Source organism: Streptomyces sp. NBC_00057 (genome assembly GCF_045041165.1).
GTDB lineage: Bacteria > Actinomycetota > Actinomycetes > Streptomycetales > Streptomycetaceae > Streptomyces.
On record NZ_CP108256.1, the window covers coordinates 3,681,798 to 3,707,043 of the forward strand.

Annotated in this window: 20 protein-coding genes and 2 pseudogenes; 8 read left to right on the forward strand and 14 right to left on the reverse strand. The window is 70.8% G+C overall.

What is annotated here, in order from left to right; all coding sequences use genetic code 11:
• The first annotated feature begins 181 nt into the window (after positions 1 to 181).
• On the forward strand, positions 182 to 772 hold the full coding sequence (locus tag OG953_RS17020; RefSeq protein WP_405685177.1) for a hypothetical protein: 591 nt from the start codon (positions 182 to 184) through the stop codon (positions 770 to 772).
• A gap of 102 nt (positions 773 to 874) precedes the next feature.
• Here the strand turns inward: OG953_RS17020 and purH are convergent, their stop codons facing one another.
• Together purH and purN are read right to left on the reverse strand one after the other, a co-directional pair.
• Positions 875 to 2,449 carry a bifunctional phosphoribosylaminoimidazolecarboxamide formyltransferase/IMP cyclohydrolase gene (gene purH / locus OG953_RS17025; protein WP_405685178.1) on the reverse strand — a complete coding sequence of 525 codons (1,575 nt, stop codon included), beginning with the start codon at positions 2,447 to 2,449 and terminating at the stop codon, positions 875 to 877.
• Positions 2,436 to 3,092: a phosphoribosylglycinamide formyltransferase gene (purN, locus tag OG953_RS17030; protein WP_405685179.1), complete on the reverse strand. Its 657-nt coding sequence runs from the start codon at positions 3,090 to 3,092 to the stop codon at positions 2,436 to 2,438. Before purN ends, purH begins: the two co-directional genes overlap by 14 nt.
• Positions 3,093 to 3,412: 320 nt before the next feature.
• On the opposite strand from purN, the gene OG953_RS17035 reads away from it, so the two are divergent.
• The gene (locus OG953_RS17035; protein WP_405685182.1) at positions 3,413 to 4,357 is read left to right on the forward strand and encodes a hypothetical protein; all 945 of its coding nucleotides are present in this window, start codon (positions 3,413 to 3,415) and stop codon (positions 4,355 to 4,357) included.
• A 12-nt stretch (positions 4,358 to 4,369) separates the two neighbouring features.
• Here OG953_RS17035 and OG953_RS17040 read toward each other — a convergent pair whose 3' ends face one another.
• A complete protein-coding gene (locus OG953_RS17040) occupies positions 4,370 to 5,923 on the reverse strand; it encodes a DUF6350 family protein (protein WP_405691878.1) in 1,554 nt (517 codons plus the stop codon).
• A 427-nt stretch (positions 5,924 to 6,350) separates the two neighbouring features.
• On the opposite strand from OG953_RS17040, the gene OG953_RS17045 reads away from it, so the two are divergent.
• Positions 6,351 to 7,184, forward strand: a complete 834-nt coding sequence (locus tag OG953_RS17045; RefSeq protein WP_405685184.1) for an RNA polymerase sigma factor — start codon at positions 6,351 to 6,353, stop codon at positions 7,182 to 7,184.
• A 144-nt stretch (positions 7,185 to 7,328) separates the two neighbouring features.
• Here OG953_RS17045 and sucD read toward each other — a convergent pair whose 3' ends face one another.
• The 4 genes from sucD to OG953_RS17065 form a co-directional block, all read right to left on the reverse strand.
• On the reverse strand, positions 7,329 to 8,213 hold the full coding sequence (sucD, locus tag OG953_RS17050; protein WP_114246183.1) for a succinate--CoA ligase subunit alpha: 885 nt from the start codon (positions 8,211 to 8,213) through the stop codon (positions 7,329 to 7,331).
• Positions 8,214 to 8,234: 21 nt separating this feature from the next.
• Positions 8,235 to 9,416 (reverse strand): ADP-forming succinate--CoA ligase subunit beta, encoded by a 1,182-nt coding sequence (gene sucC / locus OG953_RS17055; protein WP_266358625.1) that lies wholly within the window; start codon positions 9,414 to 9,416, stop codon positions 8,235 to 8,237.
• 391 nt (positions 9,417 to 9,807) lie between these two features.
• A complete protein-coding gene (locus OG953_RS17060; protein ID WP_405691880.1) occupies positions 9,808 to 11,475 on the reverse strand; it encodes an IS200/IS605 family accessory protein TnpB-related protein in 1,668 nt (555 codons plus the stop codon).
• A gap of 148 nt (positions 11,476 to 11,623) precedes the next feature.
• A complete protein-coding gene (locus tag OG953_RS17065; protein WP_405685185.1) occupies positions 11,624 to 11,836 on the reverse strand; it encodes a hypothetical protein in 213 nt (70 codons plus the stop codon).
• 23 nt (positions 11,837 to 11,859) lie between these two features.
• Between OG953_RS17065 and OG953_RS17070 the strand changes: the two genes are divergently transcribed.
• The gene (locus OG953_RS17070) at positions 11,860 to 12,003 is read left to right on the forward strand and encodes a hypothetical protein (protein WP_405685187.1); all 144 of its coding nucleotides are present in this window, start codon (positions 11,860 to 11,862) and stop codon (positions 12,001 to 12,003) included.
• A gap of 121 nt (positions 12,004 to 12,124) precedes the next feature.
• Here OG953_RS17070 and OG953_RS17075 read toward each other — a convergent pair.
• From OG953_RS17075 to OG953_RS17100, 6 genes and pseudogenes are all read right to left on the reverse strand, one after another.
• Positions 12,125 to 12,655, reverse strand: a pseudogene (locus OG953_RS17075) (GNAT family N-acetyltransferase).
• Positions 12,656 to 12,745: 90 nt separating this feature from the next.
• Positions 12,746 to 12,961: pseudogene (locus tag OG953_RS17080) on the reverse strand (zinc ribbon domain-containing protein); the annotation flags it as partial.
• Between the two features lie 94 nt (positions 12,962 to 13,055).
• Positions 13,056 to 14,294, reverse strand: coding sequence for a VWA domain-containing protein (locus OG953_RS17085; protein WP_405685189.1), 1,239 nt, complete (start codon positions 14,292 to 14,294; stop codon positions 13,056 to 13,058).
• Positions 14,291 to 16,708, reverse strand: coding sequence for a DUF5682 family protein (locus OG953_RS17090; RefSeq protein ID WP_405685190.1), 2,418 nt, complete (start codon positions 16,706 to 16,708; stop codon positions 14,291 to 14,293). Before OG953_RS17090 ends, OG953_RS17085 begins: the two co-directional genes overlap by 4 nt.
• Positions 16,705 to 17,817, reverse strand: coding sequence for an AAA family ATPase (locus tag OG953_RS17095; protein ID WP_405685191.1), 1,113 nt, complete (start codon positions 17,815 to 17,817; stop codon positions 16,705 to 16,707). Before OG953_RS17095 ends, OG953_RS17090 begins: the two co-directional genes overlap by 4 nt.
• 111 nt (positions 17,818 to 17,928) lie before the next feature.
• Positions 17,929 to 18,366, reverse strand: coding sequence for an MmpS family transport accessory protein (locus tag OG953_RS17100; protein ID WP_405685193.1), 438 nt, complete (start codon positions 18,364 to 18,366; stop codon positions 17,929 to 17,931).
• A gap of 133 nt (positions 18,367 to 18,499) precedes the next feature.
• On the opposite strand from OG953_RS17100, the gene OG953_RS17105 reads away from it, so the two are divergent.
• Positions 18,500 to 19,951 carry an SWIM zinc finger family protein gene (locus OG953_RS17105; RefSeq protein ID WP_405685194.1) on the forward strand — a complete coding sequence of 484 codons (1,452 nt, stop codon included), beginning with the start codon at positions 18,500 to 18,502 and terminating at the stop codon, positions 19,949 to 19,951.
• 22 nt (positions 19,952 to 19,973) lie between these two features.
• A complete protein-coding gene (locus OG953_RS17110) occupies positions 19,974 to 21,566 on the forward strand; it encodes a DUF5691 domain-containing protein (RefSeq protein ID WP_405685197.1) in 1,593 nt (530 codons plus the stop codon).
• A gap of 136 nt (positions 21,567 to 21,702) precedes the next feature.
• On the opposite strand, the gene OG953_RS17115 is transcribed toward OG953_RS17110, so the two are convergent.
• Positions 21,703 to 22,116: a cobalamin B12-binding domain-containing protein gene (locus tag OG953_RS17115; RefSeq protein WP_093899677.1), complete on the reverse strand. Its 414-nt coding sequence runs from the start codon at positions 22,114 to 22,116 to the stop codon at positions 21,703 to 21,705.
• Positions 22,117 to 22,549: 433 nt separating this feature from the next.
• On the opposite strand from OG953_RS17115, the gene OG953_RS17120 reads away from it, so the two are divergent.
• Together OG953_RS17120 and OG953_RS17125 are read left to right on the forward strand one after the other, a co-directional pair.
• Positions 22,550 to 23,440 (forward strand): esterase/lipase family protein, encoded by an 891-nt coding sequence (locus OG953_RS17120; protein WP_405685198.1) that lies wholly within the window; start codon positions 22,550 to 22,552, stop codon positions 23,438 to 23,440.
• Positions 23,441 to 23,692: 252 nt separating this feature from the next.
• On the forward strand, positions 23,693 to 25,228 hold the full coding sequence (locus OG953_RS17125; RefSeq protein ID WP_405685199.1) for a M23 family metallopeptidase: 1,536 nt from the start codon (positions 23,693 to 23,695) through the stop codon (positions 25,226 to 25,228).
• Positions 25,229 to 25,246 lie beyond the last annotated feature (18 nt).

A 25,246-nucleotide genomic window follows, 5' to 3' on the forward strand; every position in this document is an offset into this window, starting at 1 on the left:
CCACCAGGTTGCGCTTACACAACGCATTCGGCAATCGGCTGGACAAAAAGCCGATGTCAAGACAACGATGAGCCGCGCAGTACCGCGGACAGCGTCGGGGGGACAGACCGTACTGATTGCGCACGTTTCCTCCGCTCGGACCGCGTCGTCCCCGCACTTTTTGCAACGGAGGAAATTCGCCATGAGCTTCGGCGACCCGAACAACCCCTACGGCCAGCAGCAGCAGGGCGGGCAGCCGGGGTACGGCTACCCGCAGCAGTCCCCGCAGGGTATGCCGCAGCAGGGCGGTTACCCCGCGGCCCCGCCGGTGCAGGGCGGCTACGGCTTCCCTGGTGTGCCCACCGAGATGCCGGGCGGTGTGAAGGCAGCCCGCGTCATGCTCTACGTGATCACTGGCCTGCAGGTCATCGGCGCGGTCATCTTCGCGATCGCCGCCGCGGCCGTGAACGCCGCCAAGAACGACGCGACACTCAAGGACGACGTTCAGTTCCAGCAGCTTGCCGACTACTCCGGCAATGCCCTGTGGGGCATCGTGGTCTTCGCAGTGCTGTGGGGCGCCTTCGCCGTGTTCCTGGCCGTGAAGTTCGGCAAGGGGACCAACGGCATCCGCATCACGGCGATCGTCTTCGGTGCAATCACCGCGATTCTCGGTATCTACCCGTTCGTCATCTTCGGTCTCGTCCACACGGTTCTCGCCGTGCTGATCATCGTCTTCGTCGCGCGGGCCGACGGCAACGCCTGGTTCAACCGCCAGCAGCAGCCGCAGTACTGATCCGGCCGCGGGCCTGCCGGCCCGCCGTCGCGGCACCGGGATCACACAAAGGCCGTACCCCCGCACGTGGGCGGGGGTACGGCCTTCGGTCGTTCTGCCGGGTCAGTGGAAGAAGTGCCGCGTACCCGTGAAGTACATCGTCACGCCCGCCCTCTTCGCGGCCTCGACGACCAGCTCGTCACGGACCGAACCGCCCGGCTGGGCCACGGCCTTGATGCCGGCCGCGGTCAGGATCTCCAGCCCGTCCGGGAACGGGAAGAACGCGTCGGACGCGGCGTACGCGCCCCGCGCCCGCTCCTCGCCCGCGCGCTCGACGGCCAGCTTCGCGGAGTCGACCCGGTTGACCTGGCCCATGCCGACGCCGACCGAGGCGCCGCCCTTGGCGAGCAGGATCGCGTTGGACTTGACCGCGCGACAGGCCTTCCACGCGAAGGCGAGCTCCTTCAGCTCGTCCTCGGAGAGTGCCTCACCGGTGGCGAGGGTCCAGTTGGCCGGGTCGTCGCCGTCGGCCTGGAGGCGGTCGGTGACCTGGAGCAGCGCGCCGCCGTCGATCGGCTTGACCTCGACCGTGGAGGTCGGGGCGTCGGGGCAGCGCAACACACGGATGTTCTTCTTGCGGGCGAGGATCTCGACCGCGCCGTCCTCGTACGCCGGGGCGACAATGACCTCGGTGAAGATCTCCGCGACCTGCTCGGCCATGGCGACGGTCACCGGGCGGTTGACGGCGATGACACCGCCGAAGGCCGACAGCGGGTCGCAGGCGTGCGCGTTGCGGTGCGCCTCGGCGACGTCGTCGGCGATCGCGATGCCGCACGGGTTGGCGTGCTTGATGATCGCCACGCACGGCTCGGCGTGGTCGTACGCGGCCCGGCGCGCGGCGTCCGTGTCCGTGTAGTTGTTGTACGACATCTCCTTGCCGTGCAGCTGCTCCGCCTCGGCCAGGCCACCGGCGCCGGAGGTGTAGAGCGCGGCGGGCTGGTGCGGGTTCTCGCCGTACCGCAGGACGTTGCTGCGCTCGTACGTCGCACCGAAGAAGTCGGGGAAGCCCGAGTCGTCGGCAGGCGCGTACCCTTCAGCAGCTTCGCCGACGGCACCCGCGAACCAGGAGGCCACGGCCACGTCGTACGCGGCGGTGTGCTGGAACGCCTCGGCGGCCAGGCGCTTGCGGGCGGTCAGGTCGAAGCCGCCCGCCTTGACCGCGGCAAGGACGTCGGCGTACCGCTCGGGGCTGGTGACGACGGCCACGGACGGGTGGTTCTTGGCGGCGGCGCGGACCATGGACGGGCCGCCGATGTCGATCTGCTCCACACACTCGTCGGCGGACGCGCCGGAGGCGACGGTCTCCTTGAACGGGTAGAGGTTGACGACCACCAGGTCGAACGGCTCCACACCCAGCTCGGCGAGCTGCTCGCGGTGTGCGTCCAGGCGCAGGTCCGCGAGGATGCCGGCGTGGACGCGCGGGTGCAGCGTCTTGACGCGGCCGTCGAGGCACTCGGGGAAGCCGGTGAGCTCCTCGACCTTGGTGACCGGCACCCCGGCAGCAGCGATCCTCCCGGCGGTGGAGCCGGTGGAGACAAGCTCGACACCCGCCTCGTGCAGACCGCGGGCGAGGTCTTCGAGCCCCGTCTTGTCGTAGACACTGACCAGGGCGCGGCGGATGGGCTTATTCACCGACATGACCGAGATGAACCTTTCGTCCCTCAATGCGATAGCCGTCACGGGCGAGCCGCCCCACGGCCTCGACGAGCAGCTTGCGCTCGACTTCCTTGATGCGTTCGTGGAGAGCGGCTTCGCCCTCCGCCGTGTCCTCTTCGGCCACCTCGACCACGCCCTGCGCGATGATCGGACCGGTGTCGACGCCGTCGTCGACGAAGTGGACGGTGCACCCGGTGACCTTCACGCCGTACGCGAGTGTGTCACGCACCCCATGGGCACCGGGAAAGCTGGGGAGCAGGGCGGGGTGGGTGTTGATGAACCGGCCACCGAACCGGGCGAGGAACTCCTTGCCCACGATCTTCATGAATCCCGCGGACACCACGAGGTCCGGGCGGTGCTCGGCCGTCGCGGCCGCGAGTGCCGCGTCCCACTCCTCGCGGGTGGCGTGGTCCTTGACCCTGCACACGAAGGTCGGCAGTCCGGCGCGCTCCGCCCGTTCCAGACCGACGATGCCGGAGCGGTCGGCCCCGACCGCGACGACCTGCGCACCGAAGCCCTCGGGGTCGTCACCGATGGCGTCGAGCAGGGCTTGGAGGTTCGTACCGGAGCCGGAGACCAGCACGACCAGACGGGCCGGTGCGGCGGAGGGGGGCGGGGAGGCCACGGCTGGGCCCTTTCTCGCGTGGTGAAGCAGAGCAACGCTGATTTGTATGGTCGTACGAAAGAATCAAGCCCCTCGATACGGGGAACTCTACGAACGATCCGACCGTGAGCAACGATACCGGCACCTCCGGAGCCCCCCACGGGACGGGGGTGAGAGGCCGCAGGTCGGCCGCGGCGAAGCGCGAGAGGGTCCGGGTCGACGGGTATCGGCCGCCTGTGCCGCGCTCCCAGCTTTCGGCCCCTCCTGGCCGGGAGGTAGCGTCAGGGGACAGGGAACCGCCCGCAGGGCGGAAATGACGAGATGGGGAAGACGTTCACCATATGCCGGACCGACGCCACCGCACCGCCTTCCGCCACCCGCTGCCCGAGCGGACCCCACTGATGTTGCGGGAGCGCCAGTCCCCCACGGGCCCTTCCTCCTTTCCGGGTTCTTCCGCTTCTTCCGGCTCCTCCGGTTCTTCCGGCTCCTCCGGTTCGTCGGGGTCTTCCGCTCCCGCGGGCGACAACCCGTTCGCCGCACCGCCGGAGGACCGGCCCGACCAGCCCTGGCAGCCCCGCCACCCTTCGAACGCCGGAAACGGCAGCAGGAACAACCAGGGGAACGGGGGCCGGAGCAACGGCGACGGGTCGCCCGAGGGTGGCTCCTCCGACGACCGGCCGGTCTGGGGCAGCCAGTGGAGCAGCCAACAGCCCGGTCGCCAGAGCGGTGGTTTCGGCGGCCGCCCCGGGGGCCAGGGCGGGCCGAACGGCCAGGGCAGCCCCGGCGGACTGCGCTGGGATCCGACCGACCCCGCCCAGCGCCGCGCACGCTACGCGCTGCTCTGCGGCATGTGGGCCTTCTTCTTCGCACTCTTCGACTTCCCGGAGATCGCCCTGCTGCTCGGCGCACTCGCCGTGTACTGGTCGATCAGCTCGCTCCGCGCGAAGCCGAATGGCGCGTCCGCGCCGGGCACCGCCGGAGCACCCGGGCCGGCCGCAGCGTCCGGTACGCCGGCCGTCGGCCCCCTCCAGGGTTCCGGCTCCGGGCGCGTCCCGGCGTCCGCCCCCGCCGCTCCTGGCTATGGGAGGCAGCAGACCACGGCTGCGGTCAGCGGCCTGGTGACGGCGCTGCTCGCGCTCTCGATCGTCGCGACGACGTTCACGGTGCAGCTCGTCTACCGCGACTACTACACCTGCGTGAACGACGCCCTGACCAAGTCCGGCCAGCTGGCCTGCAACGACCTGCTGCCGAAGCCGCTGGAGCCCTTCTTCGGCGTCAAGAACTGACACTTCACGGATTTACGGATCCACGGACGGCCCAGCCTCACCTGGCAGGGCCGTCCGTTCGTGCCATGGGTCGGTCGGCAGGAAGTCGTACGGCTCGGAGTCGTCGCTCCTCTCGTCCGCCGCGGACACCGACGCAGCGCCGCCGATGGCAGGGGAAGCCGCTGCGGGTACGCCCCCGAAAGCACGGACGGGTACGGCTCCCGGCCCCTGAGGCACCGGCCCGGGACCCTGCGCAGGCGCCTGAGCTGCCGGCGCGCACTCCGCCGCTGCCGTCTCCTGCGCCGCTCGTCGCACCCACCGTCCCCCGTCGCCGCCCCGCAGCCGCCAGGCCCGGAGCAGCAGCGTCACGGGGACGCCGAGCAGCATCGTCCACGCCAGGGCCGCCGCACCCGTCAGCCACCACACCGGGCCGAACTGCGCCAGCGCCCCGGTGCCGAGCGGTCCCCCCGCGGCCGCGGCCAGCACCGCCGTGCCGACCCCGCACCCCACCGCCCCCAGGCCGGCCGTCAGCGCGGTCCCCCACAGGCTCCACGCCTCCTCCCGCGCGGCATGGGCGGGCGCGGCCCGCCGTGCCGTGAACCAGGCGACCGTCACCCCGGCCGCGACCGGCACCGCCCCGGCCGCCCAGTTCAGGACCGTCCCCGGGCCCTGGGCCGGCACCGCGGCGAGCAACGGGAAAACGGGCAGCGCCGGGCGCCCCGAGAAGGCGACCGGGGTGACCGCGGACGCCGTACCGAGCGCAAAGCCCGGCCCGAGTCCGTACGCGGCACCCCACACCGCCGCATTCGGCACCAGCACCAGCGCGAGCAGCAGTACCGGGACAAGGCCCGCCCAGTCGCCCGAGAGCTGGACGAACGACTGCTGAGCCGCCTGTGCATGCCACACCAGCGCCACCGCGACGAGCAGCGCCCCGCCACCGAGCAGCACCGCCACCCCGGCCACGGCCGACCGGCACACCGTCTCCGCGCACTCCCTGAACCGGGTACGCGCCAGCTTCTCGTGCAGGCGCACCGGCGCCCAGGACGGCGGTGCGATCGGGTGCCCCGATGCCGTCCAGACCCCGGCAGCCGCCGCGCCCATCACCACAACGGCCGAAGGGAAGAGCAACGACGGTGCGTACACGGACAGCGAACCACCCCGCGCATAGAACGCGACAGCGGCTCCGACCAGCAGATATCCGCCGCTGACCATGGCGAACGCGCCCGCCGCCGAGGGCGCCGGGCGTCCCTCGACGGACTCCGGGGCGTCCCGGGCCGCACGGTGCAACAGCCACACCGGCACCACGGCGAGCAGCAGCGGGACGAGGCCGACCGGGGCGGGGGCTCCGCCGAGCGTGTCGGTTCTGATCAGCTCGGCACCGTGGGCGAGCAGCCAGAGCCCGGCCGCCGCATGGAGGGCCCCGCCGGGGCCGTTGCCGGAAGTCGGGGAGCTGATCCACAGCGCCATGACGGGCACGGTGAATACGCCCAGCCCCAGCCCGGCCGCAAGCGCCCCACGCAGGAAGGCGAAGGCCGGAACGGCGGACCGGCCCTGCTCTGCCGACAACGACGGGCTGCGTTCGGTCACTTGGGTCACACGGCAATGCTCCCAACGACACGCGCTTATTCCGTGCAACAGGCGAACGACCGCTGTGTCGCTCAATATGCGTTTATGTACTTTTTCACCCGGTGCAGGCCCGCGGGGGGCCTTTCATGACAGAGAGCTCGTCCGATGCGGCCGCTGCACTTCCGCTCCGAACGCCCGGCCGAAGGCCGCCGCCAACCAGGCGGCCCGCCCGACGTCGGTGTCGACGGTCGCGAGGCTGTCCAAGCCGGTGACCTCCACGAAACAACCGTTGCCCCGTCCGCCGACCCCCGTCGAAGCCACTGGGAGCACCGCCATGGCCCCGACCGAGCCGGGCACCACCCCCGAGCCGCCGGACAAGTACGGCGCATCCGGCACATCTGCCACGGACAGCCCATCCGCCACCCGTGCCGCGCCTGAAACACCTGAAATGCCTGAAGCATCTGAAGCACCGGCCGAGGCATTCGATGCCTTGTACAAGAGCTGCGCCGCCGCCCTTTTCCGTCAGACGTTTCTGCTGACCGGGCGCCGGAGCCTCTCCCAGGAGTCGGTCGCGCGGGCCTTCGCGCGGGCCTGGGAACACTGGCCGGAGGTCGCGGTGGACCGTGACCCGGCGGGCTGGGTGCGGGCCGCCGCGTACGAGTATGCGATGTCGCCCTGGCACCGGCTGCGCCGCACGCACCGCCCCCTCGACCCGCCGCCCGCCGAACCCGGTGCGCGCGCACTGCTCGGCGCGCTGCTCGACCTGCCGCCGTCGTACCGCCGCACCCTGCTGCTCTACGACGGGGTCGGCCTGGATCTTCCGGAGACCGCGGCGGAGACGGAGGCCAGCACCCCGGCGACGGCGAGCAGGCTGATGAACGCACGTGCCGCGGTCGCCGAGCGGCTGCCCGAGCTGGCGGAACCGTCGTCCTCCACCGAGCAGTCGGCGCTCCTGCATCAGCAGCTCGGCACACTCGCCCGGGCCCAGCCCCCCGCCTCGCTCCCCTCACCCGACGCGATCCGTACGGACGCAGAGCGCAAGGCCCAGGTGTGGACCAGAGCGGCCATCTCCTTCATGGTGTTGCTCATCGGTCTGACGCTGTTCACCCTGGCGACGGCTCCGGCCCGGTACGAAACCCCGGAGTCGCCCGCTCAGCAGGTCGGCGGGGTGCCTCCACGAGGTGGCCCGCAGAAGCTGACGCCGCAGGACCTGAATCTGCAGAAGAAGCTTCAGGGCGAGCTCGTACAGGGTCCGGCCCGGCTGGTCCCCGACGCCGGCTGACCGGGAGGACCGGGAGCGCCGGCAGACGGGCAGCCGGACGGAGAAACAGATACGGCGCGGGCCCGTACCCCTGGCCGGGGTACGGGCCCGCGCCGTCTGTGCGGTGACGCGATACTGCGGTGCTGCTCCGTCGCGGTGAAGCGATCAGGCGCCGAGGATCTCGCGCGCCAGCTTGGCGGTCTCGGTCGGCGTCTTGCCGACCTTGACGCCGGCGGCCTCAAGGGCCTCCTTCTTCGCCTGCGCGGTGCCGGAGGAGCCGGAGACGATGGCGCCGGCGTGGCCCATGGTCTTGCCCTCGGGGGCGGTGAAGCCCGCGACGTAACCGACGACCGGCTTGGTGACGTTCTTCGCGATGAAGTCGGCCGCACGCTCCTCGGCGTCGCCGCCGATCTCACCGATCATCACGATCAGGTCGGTCTCGGGGTCTGCCTCGAACGCCGCGAGGGCGTCGATGTGCGTCGTGCCGATGACCGGGTCGCCACCGATGCCGACGGCGGACGAGAAGCCGATATCACGGAGCTCGTACATCATCTGGTAGGTCAGCGTGCCGGACTTGGACACGAGACCGATGCGGCCGGGCTTGGTGATGTCGCCCGGGATGATGCCGGCGTTGGACTGGCCGGGGGTGATCAGGCCGGGGCAGTTCGGGCCGATGATCCGGGTCTTGTTGCCCTTCGAACCGGCGTAGGCCCAGAAGGCGGCCGAGTCGTGGACGGCGATGCCCTCGGTGATCACGACGGCGAGGGGGATCTCGGCGTCGATCGCCTCGACGACGGCGGCCTTCGCGAAGGCCGGCGGCACGAAGAGGACGGACACGTCGGCGCCGGTCTTCTCCATCGCCTCGGCGACGGAGCCGAAGACGGGTACCTCGGTGCCGTCGAAGTCGACGGTCGTGCCGGCCTTGCGCGGGTTCACGCCGCCGACGATGTTGGTGCCATCACCCAGCATGAGCTTGGTGTGCTTCATGCCGGTGGCACCGGTCATCCCCTGGACGATGACCTTGCTGTCCTTGGTGAGGAAGATAGCCATGGTGTTGGAGTCCCTCGTCCCTTACTTCGCAGCCGCGGCGAGCTCAGCGGCCTTGTCGGCCGCGCCGTCCATGGTGTCCACACGCTGCACCAGCGGGTGGTTGGCGTCGGAAAGGATCTTGCGACCCAGCTCCGCGTTGTTGCCGTCGAGGCGCACGACCAGCGGCTTGGTGACCTCTTCGCCCTTGCTCTTGAGCAGCGCAAGAGCCTGGACGATGCCGTTGGCGACCTCGTCGCACGCGGTGATGCCACCGAAGACGTTGACGAAGACGGACTTGACGTCCGGGTCGCCGAGGATGATCTCCAGGCCGTTCGCCATGACCTCTGCGGAGGCGCCGCCACCGATGTCGAGGAAGTTGGCGGGCTTCACGTTGCCGTGGTTCTCACCGGCGTACGCGACGACGTCCAGGGTCGACATGACCAGACCGGCACCGTTACCGATGATGCCGACCTCGCCGTCGAGCTTGACGTAGTTGAGGTTCTTGGCCTTGGCGGCAGCCTCGAGCGGGTTGGCTGCGGCCTTGTCCTCGAGCGCCTCGTGCTCGGGCTGACGGAAGTCGGCGTTCTCGTCGAGAGACACCTTGCCGTCCAGCGCCAGGACGTCGCCGGAGGCGACCTTGGCGAGCGGGTTGACCTCGACGAGGAGCGCGTCCTCGGCGACGAAGGTGTCCCACAGCGTCACCATGACCTCGGCGACCTTCTCGGCCACCTCGGCCGGGAACTTCGCCTGGGCGACGATCTCGCGGGCCTTCTCGATCGTGACACCGGTGTTGGAGTCGACCGGGACCTTCGCGAGGGCCTCGGGGGTCTTCTCCGCGACCTCCTCGATGTCCATGCCGCCCTGCACCGAGGCCATGGCCAGGAAGGTGCGGTTGGTGCGGTCGAGGAGGTACGAGACGTAGTACTCCTCAAGAATCTCCGGCGCGGTCTCGGCGATCATCACCTTGTGGACCGTGTGGCCCTTGATGTCCATGCCGAGGATGTCGGTCGCGCGGGCGACCGCCTCGTCGGGGGTGGCGGCCAGCTTGACGCCGCCGGCCTTGCCGCGGCCGCCGACCTTCACCTGCGCCTTGACGACAGACTTGCCGCCCAGCCGCTCGGTCGCCTCGCGGGCTGCCTCAGGCGTGTCAATGACTTCACCGGCCAGCACCGGTACACCGTGCTTGGCGAAGAGGTCCCTCGCCTGGTACTCGAACAGGTCCACGCGCGTCCGTCCCTTTTCAGTGGTCTCGCGGTTCGTTTTCAGCGTGGGCGTGCCGCGAGGGGCAACGTGACTGCTCTGTCACAAGGAAGGCGCACACGGTCACCGAGTACGCGGCATGTCCATCTCGCAGGTTATCCCCGTGCTCCGCAGGACCCTAAATCGCAGATCACACCTGAGCGGTGATTACGGTCACAGATCCCGCCGGTGCCCGGGTCGCAGTGGCCAAAAGGGCACTCGTGCGGTGCAGCGGGGACGGGCCCCGGACCGGGCGCGGGGCGGTCCGGGGGCCGCCGGTGTCAGATGCTCCGGGCCGGGTACCCGGGAGCGCCGAAGGAGGGCGCCGGGTCTGTCGCATCGGTCACACGCCGGAGTGATCGAGGTCAGACCGTTCCTAGCCAGTGTGCATGAGTGAGTCCTGGACCCACCGATGTGTACTGGGCGCATCCCGAACGGTGCTGGATGCACTGGGTTGCCGCTTTCTCGTCCCGTTCGGCGGCACGTCTCCAGGGGCGTGGTCCGTTGCGGGTGGGCGGTTTCCGTCACGTCCTCGGGTGCCTGGTCCGGCCTGGGCGGTCCGATGCCCCGCACGATCTCTCCGGTCGTGTGGGGGCGGTGCCGTCCTTCCCCAAGCTCTCAACTCCGTTCGAGCAGGGGATACCCCATCCCGGACCGGGTGCCCGAGGGCGCGTCGTCCGATCGCGATGCCGGCGGCATCGTGACGGGACATCTTTCGCTCGGGGGTGACCAGCGGTTTCTGCCAGTGCTGGGCACCCCACATCGAGGTGTAGGCCGGGTCGACCGCGACAATGCTCAGGCCCTGTTCGGCAGCCATCGACACCAGCCGGGCCTTGAGCTTCCCGGTGGGCATGCCAGAGATGAGTTGCCGGAACCGCTTGCGGTGGCCGTGCTTCTCGCGGGTCTTCTCGGTGGTGAAGTCGAGGTCCTCGATGCCGATCGCGGCGACACCGGCCTGTTTGGCCCAGTGGATCAGCCGGGTCAGGGCGTGGCGGATCTGGGCGTCGCGGTGACCGGCCGAACCGGACAGGTCGTAGAAGAACCGCCGGGGCTCGCCGACCGGATTGCCGTGCCGGTCGAGCCGGTAGGCGGCGAAGTGGTCGGCGTTGGTGTCGACGCCGACCATGCCCCGGGCGCGGGCGGTCGTGAGGGGGATGGTCTGGACGACGGGGCGTTGCCAGGAGGCGGTCAGGTACCAGCGGCCACGGTCCACGTCGAGGTGGATGCGGTAGGCCACGGCCCGGTTGACGGCGATGCGGTCGGCCCACTCCTGGCCCCGGTGCGCAAACGCCGCGGTCGAGGTGAGGGTGTACCGGCCGTGCTTGGCGTTGGCCAGGTGTGCGAGCGGGGCGGGCAGTTTGATGCTGACCTTGCCGTCCGGGGTGACGCGGATTGTTTCGTTCCCGAACCGCTTGCCCGACTCGCCGTCGGCGGCGATGAACCAGCGTTCAGCTTCCCAGCGTTCCCGCCACTGCTCTTCGGTCAGCCGGGCCTGGGTGAGGTGGTGGCGGGTGTTCAGGAGGCGTTTGCCGCCCCGTACCACCCGGACGCGTCCGGCCTGCCGGTCACGGACCGCGGTATCGTGCCGGGCTTCCAGCGCCGCGAGGCGGCGGGACTTGTGGAACCACTCGCCCTTGGAGCGGTAGCCACCGGCTGCCCGCTTCGTTCCGCTCGCGCCGATGGGGAGGGCCAGGCGGTGCCGCAGCGTCCCGATCCCGGCCTCCAGATTCCGGATGTGCGCCGCCTGGCAACGGCGCGCCAGCGCCCACTGATCGTGGGTGGCTTTGGTGATCGCACCGGCGATCCGCGACGACGACTGTGCGGTCAGGTCCCGCTTGCGCGACGCCCAGGTGTCCTTGCCGTGCTCCAGACCATCCGCACAACGGGTCCTGAGGTCACGGGAAGCCAGACGGCCCTGATGCTCACCGACCGCACGCAGGACTATCTCGTCCCGGGGCGTGAGGTGCTTGAGACGGTCCCGGACCGCCACCCCGCAAGGCCCGGGCGCCACGAAGGATGCCGCCAACTCCCGCACACCACCCACCACAACACCCCCTCCCCCAGACTGGAAACCTGTCACCTGCCCAACGAGCAACAGGCGCCAAGGTCACCCATTCGATCCCAGAACTTCCGTTCCCACTCGGTGAACCCGCCGACAGGACTCACTCCTGCTCACTACAACGCACTTCAGCTCAGCAAACCGACAGCAGCTCACAACCCTCGGCACCGTAGGCCGTGTTCCCGACAGTGGGACGGGCATCGTCACCGACCGTACCGACAAGATCGCCGGCGAACGGCTGCGCCTGGGCTCCGACGCCGTGCGACAGCGGCATCACGCGGCCGGTGACAGTCTGTGCGAACGGGGCGACCGCATCCCCGGCCAGCCCCTGGGCGAGCGGCTGCACCTTACGTGCGCTCCTTCGCCCACATGCTCACCCACCTGCAAGGCGACCAGCTGCCGACATGGATCGAAGCGGCCACCGCCACCACCGAGCTGCCCAGCCTCCGCCGGTTCGCTCAACACCTCGAACGCGACCTCGACGCCGTCACCGCTGGCCTCACACAACCGTGAAACTCGGGTGTCGTTGAGGGGCATGTCAACCGGATCAAGATGCTCAAGCGTCAGATGTTCGGCCGCGCAGGATTCGCCCTGTCAAGGAAGAGAGTCCTGCTCTCGTGACTCATGCGGAGGATCAACGAGAGGGCAGACTGGCTGGGCGATCCAGGGCATACACCGTGACTGGGCTGCCCTGCAGTTGGTCCTCGCGACGCGGCGAGAACCCCAGACGCTCGGCCACCCTCACCGATGCCTCGTTGCCCGGCCGCATGAGAGCCGTGAAGTAGTCGTTGTCAAGCGTGGCAAAACCCCAGTCCAGGCACGCTTGAGCGGCCTCGGTCGCATACCCGTGCCCCCAGTGATCCGCTCGGAGGGTCCAACCCAGTTCCACTTCATCGAACTATTCCCAGTACTGCAGACCGCTTCGACCGACGAATACACCGCTCGCCTTGAGCTCAATGGCGCACAGACCATGACCTCGTTCATCCCACTGCCGCTCGATCCCAGTGAGTCGTTCCAGCGCCTGTTGACGCGAGAAGGCTCCGACGAAGCGGTTGACCTGCGGGTCAGCATGAAGCTCGACGAAATCGTCGAGGTCAGACACACGAAGAGGTCGCAGGAGTAACCGCTCAGTCTCGATCATGCGTCCGAGCATAGATCTCAGCATCAACCGAACCGACGCAGTCTCAGCCACATCACCGAGCGTGAACGCACCACAAGAAGTGGACCAGAGCCAAGTCTCACCTACGCAGCCAGCTGAGACGTGCCCGCAGTTGGGGCAGGTCCGGGAGGTGTTGCGGGGGGACAGGGCAATCACTTCCCGTCCGGCGCTCTCAGCCTTGGCGTGCAGGATCGTCAGGCTCCCCCATCCGGCATCCGAAATCGAACGATTGAGTCCGGCTTTGGCTGCGGCCCCGTTGGGCAAGAGGGTGCCCGGCTGGTCGGGGTCGGGCTTCGGCCCGGGGGCCTTGACCCTCCCCCCAGAGACGCAGAGAACACCGGCGCTCCACGCCTCCGGGCCCAGGACCGCATTCCCCCCGGCCAGAAGGCCGGATTCCCTGCGAAGATCAAGGGATGGGAAGTGGCCTCTTCTCGATCGCCGCTGCCATCACTCCCGGGAATAGATCCGGGGTGCATGCGAATGCCGGTGCGCCCAGGGCCCCGAGGGCCGCTGCATGGTCGCGGTCGTAGGCGGGCGCACCCTCGTCGGACAGCGCGAGCAGCGTCACGAACTGCACGCCGGATGCCTTCATCGCGGCGACCCGCTTCAGCATCTCGTCGCGTATGCCGCCCTCGTAGAGGTCGCTGATGAGGACGACGACGGTGTCGGCGGGGCGGGAGATCTTCGACTGGCAGTAGGCGAGCGCCCGGTTGATGTCGGTGCCGCCGCCGAGCTGGGTGCCGAAGAGTACGTCGACGGGGTCGTCGAGCTGGTCGGTGAGGTCGACCACTGCCGTGTCGAAGACGACAAGCCTGGTCTGCAGGGTTCGCATGGAGGCGAGCACCGCGCCGAAGACGGAGGCGTAGACGACGGAGGCGGCCATCGACCCCGACTGGTCGATGCAGAGGATGACGTCCTTCTTCACGGACTGTGCGGCCCGCCCGTAGCCGATGAGCCGCTCGGGGACGACGGTGCCGTACTCGGGGAGGTAGTTCTTGAGGTTGGCCCGGATGGTTCGGACCCAGTCGATGTCGTGGTGGCGGGGCCGGTCGATCCTGGCCGAGCGGTCCAGCGCGCCGGTGAGTGTGGCCCGGGTGCGGGTGGCGAGCCGCTTCTCCAGATCGTCGACGACCTTGCGCACGACGGCTCTTGCGGTCTCCTTCGTCGTCTCGGGCATGACCTTGTTGAGCGAGAGGAGCGTTCCGACGAGATGGACGTCCGCCTCGACGGCCTCCAGCATCTCCGGTTCGAGGAGCAGTGCCGAGAGGCCGAGTCGGTCGATCGCGTCGCGCTGCATGACCTGGACGACGGAGCTGGGGAAGTACGTGCGGATGTCGCCGAGCCAGCGGGCCACGGAGGGGGCGGAGGCCCCGAGTCCGGACGAGCGGTTGCTCCCGCCCCGCGCCCCGGGTCTGCCTCCGCCGCCGTACAGTGCGGTCAGTGCGCCGTCCATCGCGGCGTCGCGTCCGGTGAGGGTACAGCCGGTGCTCTCTGCGCTGTCCCCGCCCAGGACCAGCCGCCACCGACGCAGCCGCTCGTCGTTCGCCGGGCCCGACTGCGGGCGGGGCCGTGCCGAGCGGTCCGCCGGGCCGGGCGGCGAGCTGTGGGCCGGGTGCGGTGCGGTGCCGGCCGTGTCCGTGGTCATCTCGTTGCCCCCAGCGGTTCCTCGACGTTCTCGACTCTCTCGTCCGGATCTCTGTTGTCCGGGTCGACGCCGCCCGGGTCCGGAACGGTGCCGGTGTCCAGACCGAGCAGCAGACGCAGCACCGGCACCACCGCGTCGGCCCTGGCTCCGTCGAGTCCGGGGCCGAAGCCGGGTGCCGTCGTCCCGGTAGCGGTGGCTGTCGGTCCCCCGGCGGACGGACCGCGCCGTACGAGTTCGCCCAGCGTGCGCCGTACGCCCGCTTCGTACACCGAGAAGGTGCGGCGCAACAGGGGCAGCACATCGGCGAAGGTGTCGGCTGGAACCCCGGTGAGCCAGGCGTCGACCAGGCCGAGCAGTCGCTCGTCGTGGACGAGGAGCATGCCGCCCCCGGCGGCTCCGCCGACGAACCCCTCGATCCAGGCTGCGGCGTCGGCCGGGGGTGTGCCGGGCGAGAGGGCCAGGCCCATCAGCCGTGCCGCGTCGTCCTCCGCGAGCCGTCCTTCGTCGAGCAGCAGGCGGGCCGCGCGGCCCCGGATGACGCCCGCGACCGTGTCCCGGGCGGCGAGCTTGTGCAGCACGGCGGTCCAGCGCTCACGCAGCCCGGCCCCGTCGGCATCCGCCTGAACGGCCCCGGCGAGCAGCCCGATCGCTGTGTGGACCCCGTCCACCCGGCGGCGCAGTTCGGCGGCACCGTCGGCGTCCAGTCCGGTGCAGGCGGGAGGGAGTCCGACGCAGATCCGCTCGGCGAGCCCGGCCGCGACCTCGCCGAGAGCCGCGGTGTCCGTGGACCGCACGTCGCCGTAGCGCAGGGTGCGGGCCAGCGCGGGCAGGGCGTCGGCGAGATGGCCGACGTCGGCGTCGAGTGCGGCGCGGTCGGCGAGGGCCCGCATCACCACGGGCAGTGCGTCGGGCAGTTCCGCGAGGAGGCAGTGCTCGGCGAGTGCGGTGACCTCGGCGAGTGCGGTCGCCGAAGCCGCCTGGGTCTCGGCCTTGGCGGTCGCCGCGGAGAGCACGGTGGTGCCCCATGTCCCGGCCTCCGCGACCCGTACGTACAGCTCGGGCTCCCAGCGCAGCCGCCAGCTCTCCCGGAAGGTGCCGGTACTCGCCCGGCCTGCGGCGGGCTCGCCCCAGCCGACGGCGAGAATCCGCAGCCGGTGGAGCAGCCGGCTGCGGGCTGCGTCGGTGTCCTTGCGCAGGTCGAGCTCCAACTCCCGCTCCATAGACTCCGGCCTGAGCCGGAGTGTGCGCTGCTGTCGGGTGAGGTCGCGCTGCAGGGGTACGGCGGGGGCGGTGTCCGGCACTTCGCCGAGTGTCTCGCCGACTATCAGCCGGTCCTGTACGAGCGCGAGCGGCGCATCGGAGCCTTCGCACATCACGGCCCGGATCGCATCGGTCGTCTCACTCAACCCGGCCAGCGGGCGGCCGCGCATGGCGGCGAGGGTCTCGGCGAGCCTGACGGCCTCGATGACGTGGGCGGACGAGACGAACCGGTCCTCGTCGCGCAGGAGTCCGGCGACCTTGGTCATCCACCGCTCGATCGGGCGGTCGGCGGTCTCGAAGAGGTGTCCGTACCAGCCGGGCGAGTCGATGCCCGCCCCGTATCCGCTGTGCCGGGCGAGCCGGCGGTGCGACCAGGGCACCCAGGTCAGCTCGGCCTTGACCTTGGGCAGCCCCTTGAGCAGGGCCCGGTCGGCGGCGAGTGTGGTTTTCGTGCCGAGCGCGGGCACATGCCAGGCACCGCAGACGACCGCGACATCGTCGCCGAACTCCTTCACCGCCTTGCGCAGTTGGATGCGCATATACGCCTCGCGGACGGTGTCACGAGCGTGGCCGCCGTCCCCGTACACCTCGCGCAGGGATGTCATCGCCTCGGCGAGCGCGGCGAACCGTGCCCGCGGGTCGACGGCCTCGCCGCCCTGGGTGCGGTGTTCGACGACGTCCTCCCACCAGCATTCCGGGTCGTCGTAACCCGCCGTCTCGGCCAGTACACCGATGGGGTCGATCGGGGCATGCGCAGGCGAGCCGCCCGTAGGGGGTTCCCCGTCCCGGTCCGTTTCGCGTTCCGCTGCCTGTGCCATGGCCAGGGAGTTCACCGCGGGCAGGTCGATGAAGCGGACCGGGGCGTCGTGCGCCAGCGCCCAGCGGATCGCGACCCACTCGGGCGAGAACGCGGCCAGCGGCCAGAACGCCGCCTGCCCCGGGTCGTCGACAGCATGGGCAAGAAGTGCGACCGGCGGCCGCATCTGCTCGTCGGCGGCCAGTGGCAGCAGTGCGTCACCCTCAGGAGGCCCCTCGATCAGCACCGCCCGCGGGCGGGCGGCTTCCAGGGCCGTACGAACGGCTCGGGCCGAGCCCGGGCCGTGGTGCCGCACCCCCAGCAGCAGCGGTCCGGCGGAACGCACGGCCCGGATCATGCGGATACCTCGCGGCAGGCGCGGTAGAAGTCCTTCCACCCGTCCCGCTCCCGGACCACGGTCTCCAGGTACTCCTGCCAGACCACCCGGTCGGCCGCGGGATCGCGGACGACCGCGCCCAGGATGCCCGCCGCCACATCACCGGGGCGCAGCACCCCGTCGCCGAAGTGCGCGGCCAGCGCGAGGCCGTTGGTGACGACGGAGATCGCCTCGGCCGTCGACAGCGTGCCCGAGGGAGACTTGAGCTTGGTGCGGCCGTCGGTGGTGACACCGTCACGCAGCTCGCGGAAGACCGTCACGACGCGCCGGATCTCGGCAATGCCGTCGGGCGCGGCCGGGAGGTCGAGCGAACGCCCGATCTGGTCGACCCGCCGGGACACGATGTCGACCTCTGCGTCGGGGGTGGCCGGCAGCGGCAGCACGACGGTGTTGAACCGGCGGCGCAGCGCGCTGGACAGCTCATTGACCCCGCGGTCGCGGTCGTTGGCGGTGGCGATGACGTTGAAACCGCGGACCGCCTGGACCTCCTGGCCCAGTTCGGGGACGGGGAGCGTCTTCTCCGACAGGATCGTGATCAGCGAGTCCTGCACATCGGCGGGGATACGGGTGAGTTCCTCGATCCGCGCGGTCATGCCGTCGGACATGGCGCGCATGAGCGGACTCGGCACCAGGGCGTCGCGGCTGGGCCCGTGCGCGAGCAGTTGTGCGTAATTCCAGCCGTAGCGGACGGCTTCCTCCGGGGTGCCCGCCGTGCCCTGGACGAGCAGCGTCGAGTCGCCGCTGACGGCGGCCGCGAGATGCTCGGAGACCCAGGTCTTGGCGGTGCCGGGAACGCCGAGGAGCAGCAGGGCCCGGTCGGTGGCGAGTGTGGTCACGGCGACTTCGACGAGGCGGCGCGGACCGACGTACTTGGGCGTGATCACCGTGCCGTCCGGCAGTGTGCCGCCGAGCAGGTAGGTGGCGACGGCCCACGGGGACAGCTGCCAACGGGCGGGCCGCGGGCGGTCGTCGGCCGCGGCAAGGGCCTTCAGCTCATGGGCGAAGGCTTCCTCGGCATGCGGTCGCAGGGCCTGTACGCCAACGGCGGCGGTGGTTTCGGACACGGTCATGGATCCCCCTCCAGATCGGTCGACCTGATGTGGTTTCCACCGTGCACCATGGCACTGACAATCGGCCCCGACCACAGGTCGGGGCCGATTCAGCGGCTACGCGTGGAGCGTTCAGCCGGTCACCGGCGAGACCGCGACGCAGCCGCCCGCGGTGACGAGACCCTCGCCCTTGGCCTCCTTGATGACCTTGCCCTTGTGCGTGATCGAGCAGGTGACGTCGGCCCCGTCCTCGTCCAGGGCGATCGGCATGACGGCGGGCGGCATGATCCCGCGCAGCGTGACGGTCTTCCGCCACGGCAGTTCGGGGGATTTGACCGTCTCGATCTTCGGGTCCATGGCCTTGCCGCCGCCCGCGTGGAACTGGATCTCGTCCACGCTCGTGCCGGTGACCTCGTAGGTGACTTCGTACGTCTCGTCCACGGCCTTGTCCACCTGGTCGACGGTCTCGGAGCAGGCGCCGAGGCCCACGGCGAGACCGAGGACGACGGCTGCGCAGACGGCCGTCCGAACGGTGCGGATGGTGCGGATGTTACGGACGGTGCGGTTCATCAGCTGATCCCCCCGGATTCAAAGGTCTGGAGTTCGCAGCGAATCGCAGAGGGCGGGTAACGTCAAGTGGTGCGCGTGACGGCAAATCAGCAGGTCATGATGATTGTCAGTGGTGCGTTCTACCGTCGTCCCCATGCTGCTATCTCACGGGGGAGAACCCTTGCGCACCGCCGACCCGGCGGCGCGCTGGACGGTGGAGCAGGTCCTGGCCCTGGCTCCTGATGCGACGTCACGCAAGGCGGGGAGCAAGCTCGGTTCGGCCGGTCCGTGGTCGGGCGGCGGGTGTGACGGTTCGGGTGCGGTGTGGGGGCTGTGCAAGGGAAGCGGAAGCAAGCCGTATCAAACGGTGGTGGACACCACCGGTCCTGCGTACAAGTGCAGTTGTCCCAGCCGGAAGTTCCCGTGCAAGCACACGCTGGGTCTGCTGCTGGTCTGGGCGTCCGGCGAATCGGCCCTGCCCGCCGGCGAGGTGCCGGACTGGGCCGGTGAGTGGCTGACGGGCCGTCGCAGGCGTGCGGCGGACAAGGGGGAGAAGGGCGGGCCGACGGCGGGCGGCGCCTCGGCCGCGGGCCCGGCCGACCCGGAGGCCGCCCGGCGGCGCGCCGAGCGCCGAGCGGGGCGTATCACCGGCGGTGCACAGGAGCTGGAGCAGCGGCTGACGGATCTGCTGCGCGGCGGTCTGGCAGTGGCCGATCAGTCGGGGTACGGGCTGTGGGAGGAGACGGCAGCCCGCATGGTCGACGCCCAGGCGCCCGGACTTGCCGCCCGCGTACGGGAGTTGGGCTCCATCCCGGCATCCGGGCCGGGCTGGCCGGTGCGGCTGCTGGAGGAGTGCGCGCTGCTGCATCTGCTGGACAGCGCATGGCTGGGGATCGACCGGCTGCCGGAGCCGCTGGCGGCCACGGTCCGTACCCGCGTGGGGCTGACCGCCCCCGCCGAGGGCCCACCGGTCCGCGACCACTGGCTGGTCCTCGCCCAGTACGACACCCCGGACGGCAAGATCGTCACGCGCCGCATCTGGCTGTACGGGAGGGACTCGGGCCGCACGGCTCTACTGCTCTCCTTCGGGGCGGCCGGGCGCGCCCCGGGGCTGGCGCTGCCGGTGGGCGTCGCGATCGACGCCGAGATCACGCCCTATCCGGGCGCCGGCCGGCTACGGGCGGAGCTGGGCGGGCAGTTCGGTGTCCCGTCACCGACCGGTACGCCACCGCCGGGCGGTACGGCGGCGGCCGCGATCGGTGCGTACGGAGACGCCCTGCGGGACGATCCCTGGCTGGACGCCTGGCCGGTGACACTGCGCGAGGTCATACCCGTACCGTCCGGGGACGGCTGGCAGCTGGTCGACGCGGCGGGCGATGCGGCCCTGCCCGTCGCCCCTTCGGCGCTGTCCCGGCCCGGCCTGTGGAAGCTCGTCGCGCTCTCCGGCGGCTCGCCCGTCACGGTCTTCGGCGAATGCGGCCACCGCGGGTTCGACCCGCTCGCGGCCTGGTCCACGGACGCGGACGCCGGAGTCTGCGGAGTCGATGCCGACGGCGTCGAGATCAGCAGCGTCGACACGACGTCCGAGACCGTGCCGCTCATCTGACGTTGGATTCGAAGGGGGACCAATGCCTCGCACCGTCACACCCGCGCCCTGGGAAGAGCTCGTCACCGCGGCGCTTCTCGGCACCGACCGCCGCCCGGCCGAGGGAGGCGGCGGACCGGGCGGACTTCTGGACGCGGCGGCGCTCCACACCGTGCAACGCAGAGCGGGGCTGCTGCCCGCCTCCGCGGCCGCCCGGCCCGAGCCGACGCCCGCCGACCCGCGGCCGCCGCTGCCCCCGGCCGCACGGCGCAGGCTCGCCCAGTTGCTCGCGGACCGGTCGGCACCGGGCGGCTCGGGCGGTCGGCGGGGTACGGCTCCTGATCTCACGGAGCTGATCCCGCAGTGGCTGGCCACCGCCAATCAGCACGGCTACCGGGCCCCGGCCGTGCTGCTCCCGCCCCTGCTGGACGCGGCCAGGTCCCGTACCGACCTGCGGCCGCAGGCCCTGGCCTTCGCCGGGCCGCGCGGGCTGTGGCTGGCCGGGCTGAACCCCGAGTGGAAGTTCGCGCTGCGCGGCTCGTCCGGCGGCTCGTTGCTGCCGGACGTCACGGAGCCGGAAGCGGTCGCCCGGCTGTGGGAGGAGGGCCTGTTCGCCGAACGGGTCGCCCTGCTCGGGGCCGTACGGGCACACGATCCCGCTGAAGCGCTCGCGCTGCTCGCCACCACATGGACCACCGAGCGCGCCGAGGACCGGCTGATGTTTCTCGACTCACTGCGCACCGGACTGTCCGGAGTCGACGAGACCTTCCTGGAACAGGCACTCTCCGATCGCAGTCGCAATGTCCGCTCGACTGCTGCCGAACTGCTCTCGGCACTGCCGGAGTCGGCGTTCGCCGAACGGATGGCGGGCCGCGCGATGTCCTGTGTGAGCCCGGACCTCACCGGCGACGAGGCCTCCGTCGCCGTGGAGGCCCCGCACGAATGCGATGCGTCGATGGAGCGCGACGGCGTGGTGGCGGTGCCGCCGTCCGGGCAGGGCGAACGGTCCTGGTGGCTCGGCCAGTTGGTGGAGGCGACCCCCCTCGCCACCTGGCCGGTGCGGTTCGGTGGCCGCGCCGCACAGGAGATCGTCGGCCTGCCGGTGGCCGACGGCTGGGCCGAGGAACTGCACGCGGCATGGTGCCGGGCAGCAGTGCGGCAGCGGGATCCGGAGTGGGCCCGCGCGCTGCTCGGCGCACCGTCCGTCCCCCCGTCGAACGGCCCCGGTACGGCGTCGCTCGCCGAGCGGTCGAAGCTCCTCGCCATACTTCCCGCAGCCGAACGGGCCGAATGGGTGGCCGACTTCATCGCGGCGCACGGGCTGTCGGAGGCCTTCCAGTTGCTGGGGGTCTGCCCGACACCCTGGGCCGGACCTCTCGGCCGCTCGGTCGTAGACGCCCTGGACATCGCCCGGGACGCGGGCAGCTATCCCTGGAGCTTCAGCGGCGTGATGGGCCTCGCCGAACGCTGCCTGAACCCGGGCGAGGCGGACCGCCTGGAGGTCCTCACCACCACCCCGGACGAACCGGAGGACGCCTCACCGGGCGCGAACGGCTACTGGTCGGAGGCATTCCAACGACTGGTCTCCACGCTGCGGCTGCGCTCGGCGATGGACCTGGAACTGATACCGGGCTGAGCGGGGATCGGCAGACTCCGGCCCGAGGGGAATCGGCGGAACCCGGCCCCCGCCGGCCACCCCCGCGCAGCCGTCACCCGGTGCACCGCGGCGGGCAGGCGGGCCTGTCGGCCCGCTGCCCTGCGGTGGGAGGGGATCAGGCTTCCGCGTGGTGGCGGACGTTCGCGTTGACCCAGTCGACGATCGACGCCGTCGTCGCACCCGGGGTGAAGATCTCCGCGACGCCCTGGTCCTTCAGCGGTGCGATGTCCGCCTCCGGGATGATGCCGCCGCCGAAGACCTTGATGTCCTCCGCCTCGCGCTCCTTCAGCAGCTCGATCACCTTGGCGAAGAGCGTGTTGTGCGCACCGGAGAGGATCGAGAGGCCGATCGCGTCGGCGTCCTCCTGAATCGCGGTGTCCACGATCTGCTCGGGCGTCTGGTGGAGCCCGGTGTAGATGACCTCCATACCGGCGTCGCGCAGTGCCCGCGCGATCACCTTGGCCCCGCGATCATGGCCGTCCAGGCCCGGCTTGGCCACCACCACACGGATCGGACCGGTCACACCCATCACTGCCTCCACATGCGTCTCCCGTGCCTGAAGGGCCGGGGATGTGAACGAACGTTATCGACAGCATCCCGCAACCCGCCGTTTCGCGGTGGACGGGGAGGGGGAAATCACACGTGGGACATGTTCACCGGGCGCCGTTCCCGCTTGACGCGGCACACCTGCCGTGCGGGACCGGCCGCCAGGGGAGCCGCCAAGAGGTCGCCGTACCACCGCGCCGCCAGCCGCGCGGCACGGTGGTACGGGCTGCCGGGCCCATCGCCATCAGGCCCGTCGGCCGATCGTTCGCCGGTCACCACCGGTGAGCAGGGGCCTGCGAATCGGGGCCGAAGCCCGGCCGGATGGCCGGGCGTGCCGCCCGTGCACGCAACGGCACCCCATGAGGGCATACGGGGACCGGAGCCGCCTCCCCGCTTGCCGAAGCAGGAGGTCGGCCATGAAGGTCCTGCCTTTCCTTCCCCTATTGCTGCGCCGGCCGTGTCTGTGCTGCGCCCGGCTGTCATCCGCGCTGCTCAAGGCCACCGCACTCGAACTTGTGGTCCTCACCGGGCATGTGCTCCTCTACCCCACCGGCATCGCCGGGGAGCGGCGGCCCCCGCAGCGCCCGGCCGAACCGACCACCACGCCTCCCACCGCCCCGGCCGGGACCTTTGCCCTCCCTGCCGAGGGCGGCGAGCGGCCGCCCGTCGTGCTCCTGCACGGCTTCATCGACAACCGCTCGGTCTTCGTCCTGCTCCGCCGCTCCCTCGCCCGGCACGGTTGGCGCCATCTGGAGTCACTCAACTACTCGCCGCTGACCTGCGACATCCGTACGGCAGCCGAGTTGCTCGGCCGGCACGTCGAGGAGATCTGCGCCCGCACCGGACACCACCAGGTCGACATCGTCGGGCACAGCCTCGGCGGCCTGATCGCCCGCTATTACGTACAGCGGCTGGGCGGTGACCAGCGGGTCCGCACCCTGGTCACCCTCGGCACACCGCACGGGGGCACGTCCGTCGCCCCACTGGCCAGCGCTCACCCCATCGTGCGCCAGATGCGTACGGGCTCCGCGCCGATCGAGGAACTGCACAGGCCGGCGCCCGGCTGCCGCACCCGGTTCGTGAGCTTCTGGAGCGAGCTGGACCGGGTGATCGTCCCGGCCGAGGCTGCCTGCATCGACCATCCGGATCTCGACGCGCTGAACGTACGCGTAAGCGGCATCGGCCATCTCGCGCTTCCGGTGCATCCCGCCGTCGCCGCCGCGATCCGGCAGGCGCTGGAATCCCGCGAATCGATGATCGAAGCCACAGGAGCCACAGGAGCAGCAGGAGCCGCTTCGGTGGCTTGACCGGACTGGCCCGGCCTCACCTCACCCCGCCGAAGGCCCCAAAAAAAATAGAACGCGTTTCGAACATAGAGCCAAGGCTGTGTGGGCAGTCCGTCGAAAGACGGCCGATTGCCCGTTTCCTGAGCCGCCCGAGCCTGCCGAAGATTGTCGACGTCACGTACCGCCGGGTACAGTCGCGGCCACTGCTCCCCCTGGGATCCCTCCGCCGGACCCCAGACCACAGGTCCTGCTGCCGAGGCGAGAGAGAAGTTGGTGAACGACCAGCACCCCCACGCCGGGTACGCCGGATACGACAGCCAAGCCACCGGCAGCTACGACAGCGACCCGCTCTTCGGCTCCCTTCCCGGCAGCCATGACGGCACGTACGGCAGCGGCTACGCCACCGGCCAGGCCGGGTACAGCGGCCAGTACGACTCCACGCAGTGGGACACGGGTGCACACGCCACCACCTCGTACGACGCCTCTGCCCCGTACGCGGCGGAGCCCCAGCAGCAGTACGCCGCGGGCCCGACGTACGACACCACAGCCACCTGGACGCCCGGAGCCGACTACGGCACGGCCGCCACCGCTACCGCCACCTTCGCCGAAATTCCGGCACAGGGCGGCGCCCCGGACGCCACGGGCCAGTGGGACACCAACGGCTGGTACGAGGCCGGCCAGTGGGCGACGGCCGACACGGCCGCGTACGACACCGGCGCGTACGACGCCACCGCCTGGAACACCGGCGCCACGCCCGAGCAGGAACAGCAGACCGCGCAAACCACGCAAACCGCACAGATGTTGTACGAGGCGCCGGCGACACAAGAGGCGCACCAGTCGTACGAGTCCTATGCCGACCAGGACTCCTTCGACCCGTACGAGCCCCACCGCACCGCCGAGTTCAGCCTCCCGGAGACGGGAACGGGGGCGGAGACGGAGACGGGGGCGGAGGCTGACTTCGACACCGACGTGCGCGAAGCCGCCGCCGCCGACGACACGGCCGACGCCGCGCCCGCCGCCCACCGCCCCATCAGCCGCCCCGCATCCCGCAGCGGTGGCGGCGGCAGCCGCAGTCGGCGGCGTTCCCCCGCAAAGCGTTCCGCGCTCCTCACCATCGCCGTTCCCTCCGCCTGCGTGATGAGCGTGGCCGGTATCGCCGCGGCTTCCGTCAGCGGACTGGGCGGCGAGGACAAGAAGGACAACAACACCACGATGGCGGCCGCCGACCCCGGCTCCGTCAAGCCGGTCGCCGCCAACAACAAGCTGGACACCCAGCTCGCCAACCTCAGCGCCGACGCGGAGAACTTCGCCGACCGCGCCAGCCGTACCCAGGAACGCATCGACCTGAGGGAGCGGCAGGCCGCCGCGAAGAAGAAGCGCGAGGAAGAGGCCGCCCGCAAGGAGGCGCTGCGCCCCAAATTCCTCCTGCCGGTCGCGCAGCACGGCCTCAGCGCGTACTTCGGCCAGGCGGGCGTCAACTGGATGTCCGCGCACACGGGCATCGACTTCCCCGTCTCGTACGGCACGCCCGTGATGGCCGCGACCGACGGCACCGTACGCACCCAGCTGAACAGCGCCTACGGGAACATGGCCATCGTCACCATGGCCGACGGCACCGAGACCTGGTACTGCCACCTCAGCAGCACCAAGATCCGCTCCGGCCCGGTGAAGGCCGGCGATGTGATCGCGTACTCCGGGGATTCAGGGAACTCCACCGGTCCGCACCTGCACTTCGAGGTACGGCCCGGGGGCGGAGCGGCCATAGACCCGCTGCCCTGGCTCCGCAGCCACGGCCTCAACCCGACCTGAGCCACCCGGCGGCCGGTG

Coding starts and splice junctions, on each gene's coding strand:
- OG953_RS17090 (WP_405685190.1), bottom strand. CDS start 16,708: ATGATCCGGGCCGTGCGTTCCGCCGGACCGCTGCTGCTGGGGGTGCGG.
- OG953_RS17100 (WP_405685193.1), bottom strand. CDS start 18,366: ATGAACCGCACCGTCCGTAACATCCGCACCATCCGCACCGTTCGGACG.
- sucD (WP_114246183.1), bottom strand. CDS start 8,213: ATGGCTATCTTCCTCACCAAGGACAGCAAGGTCATCGTCCAGGGGATG.
- OG953_RS17110 (WP_405685197.1), top strand. CDS start 19,974: ATGCCTCGCACCGTCACACCCGCGCCCTGGGAAGAGCTCGTCACCGCG.
- OG953_RS17095 (WP_405685191.1), bottom strand. CDS start 17,817: ATGACCGTGTCCGAAACCACCGCCGCCGTTGGCGTACAGGCCCTGCGA.
- OG953_RS17105 (WP_405685194.1), top strand. CDS start 18,500: ATGCTGCTATCTCACGGGGGAGAACCCTTGCGCACCGCCGACCCGGCG.
- OG953_RS17085 (WP_405685189.1), bottom strand. CDS start 14,294: ATGACCACGGACACGGCCGGCACCGCACCGCACCCGGCCCACAGCTCG.
- OG953_RS17120 (WP_405685198.1), top strand. CDS start 22,550: ATGAAGGTCCTGCCTTTCCTTCCCCTATTGCTGCGCCGGCCGTGTCTG.
- purH (WP_405685178.1), bottom strand. CDS start 2,449: ATGTCGGTGAATAAGCCCATCCGCCGCGCCCTGGTCAGTGTCTACGAC.
- OG953_RS17045 (WP_405685184.1), top strand. CDS start 6,351: ATGCCTGAAGCATCTGAAGCACCGGCCGAGGCATTCGATGCCTTGTAC.
- OG953_RS17115 (WP_093899677.1), bottom strand. CDS start 22,116: ATGGGTGTGACCGGTCCGATCCGTGTGGTGGTGGCCAAGCCGGGCCTG.
- OG953_RS17020 (WP_405685177.1), top strand. CDS start 182: ATGAGCTTCGGCGACCCGAACAACCCCTACGGCCAGCAGCAGCAGGGC.
- OG953_RS17035 (WP_405685182.1), top strand. CDS start 3,413: ATGCCGGACCGACGCCACCGCACCGCCTTCCGCCACCCGCTGCCCGAG.
- OG953_RS17070 (WP_405685187.1), top strand. CDS start 11,860: ATGCTCACCCACCTGCAAGGCGACCAGCTGCCGACATGGATCGAAGCG.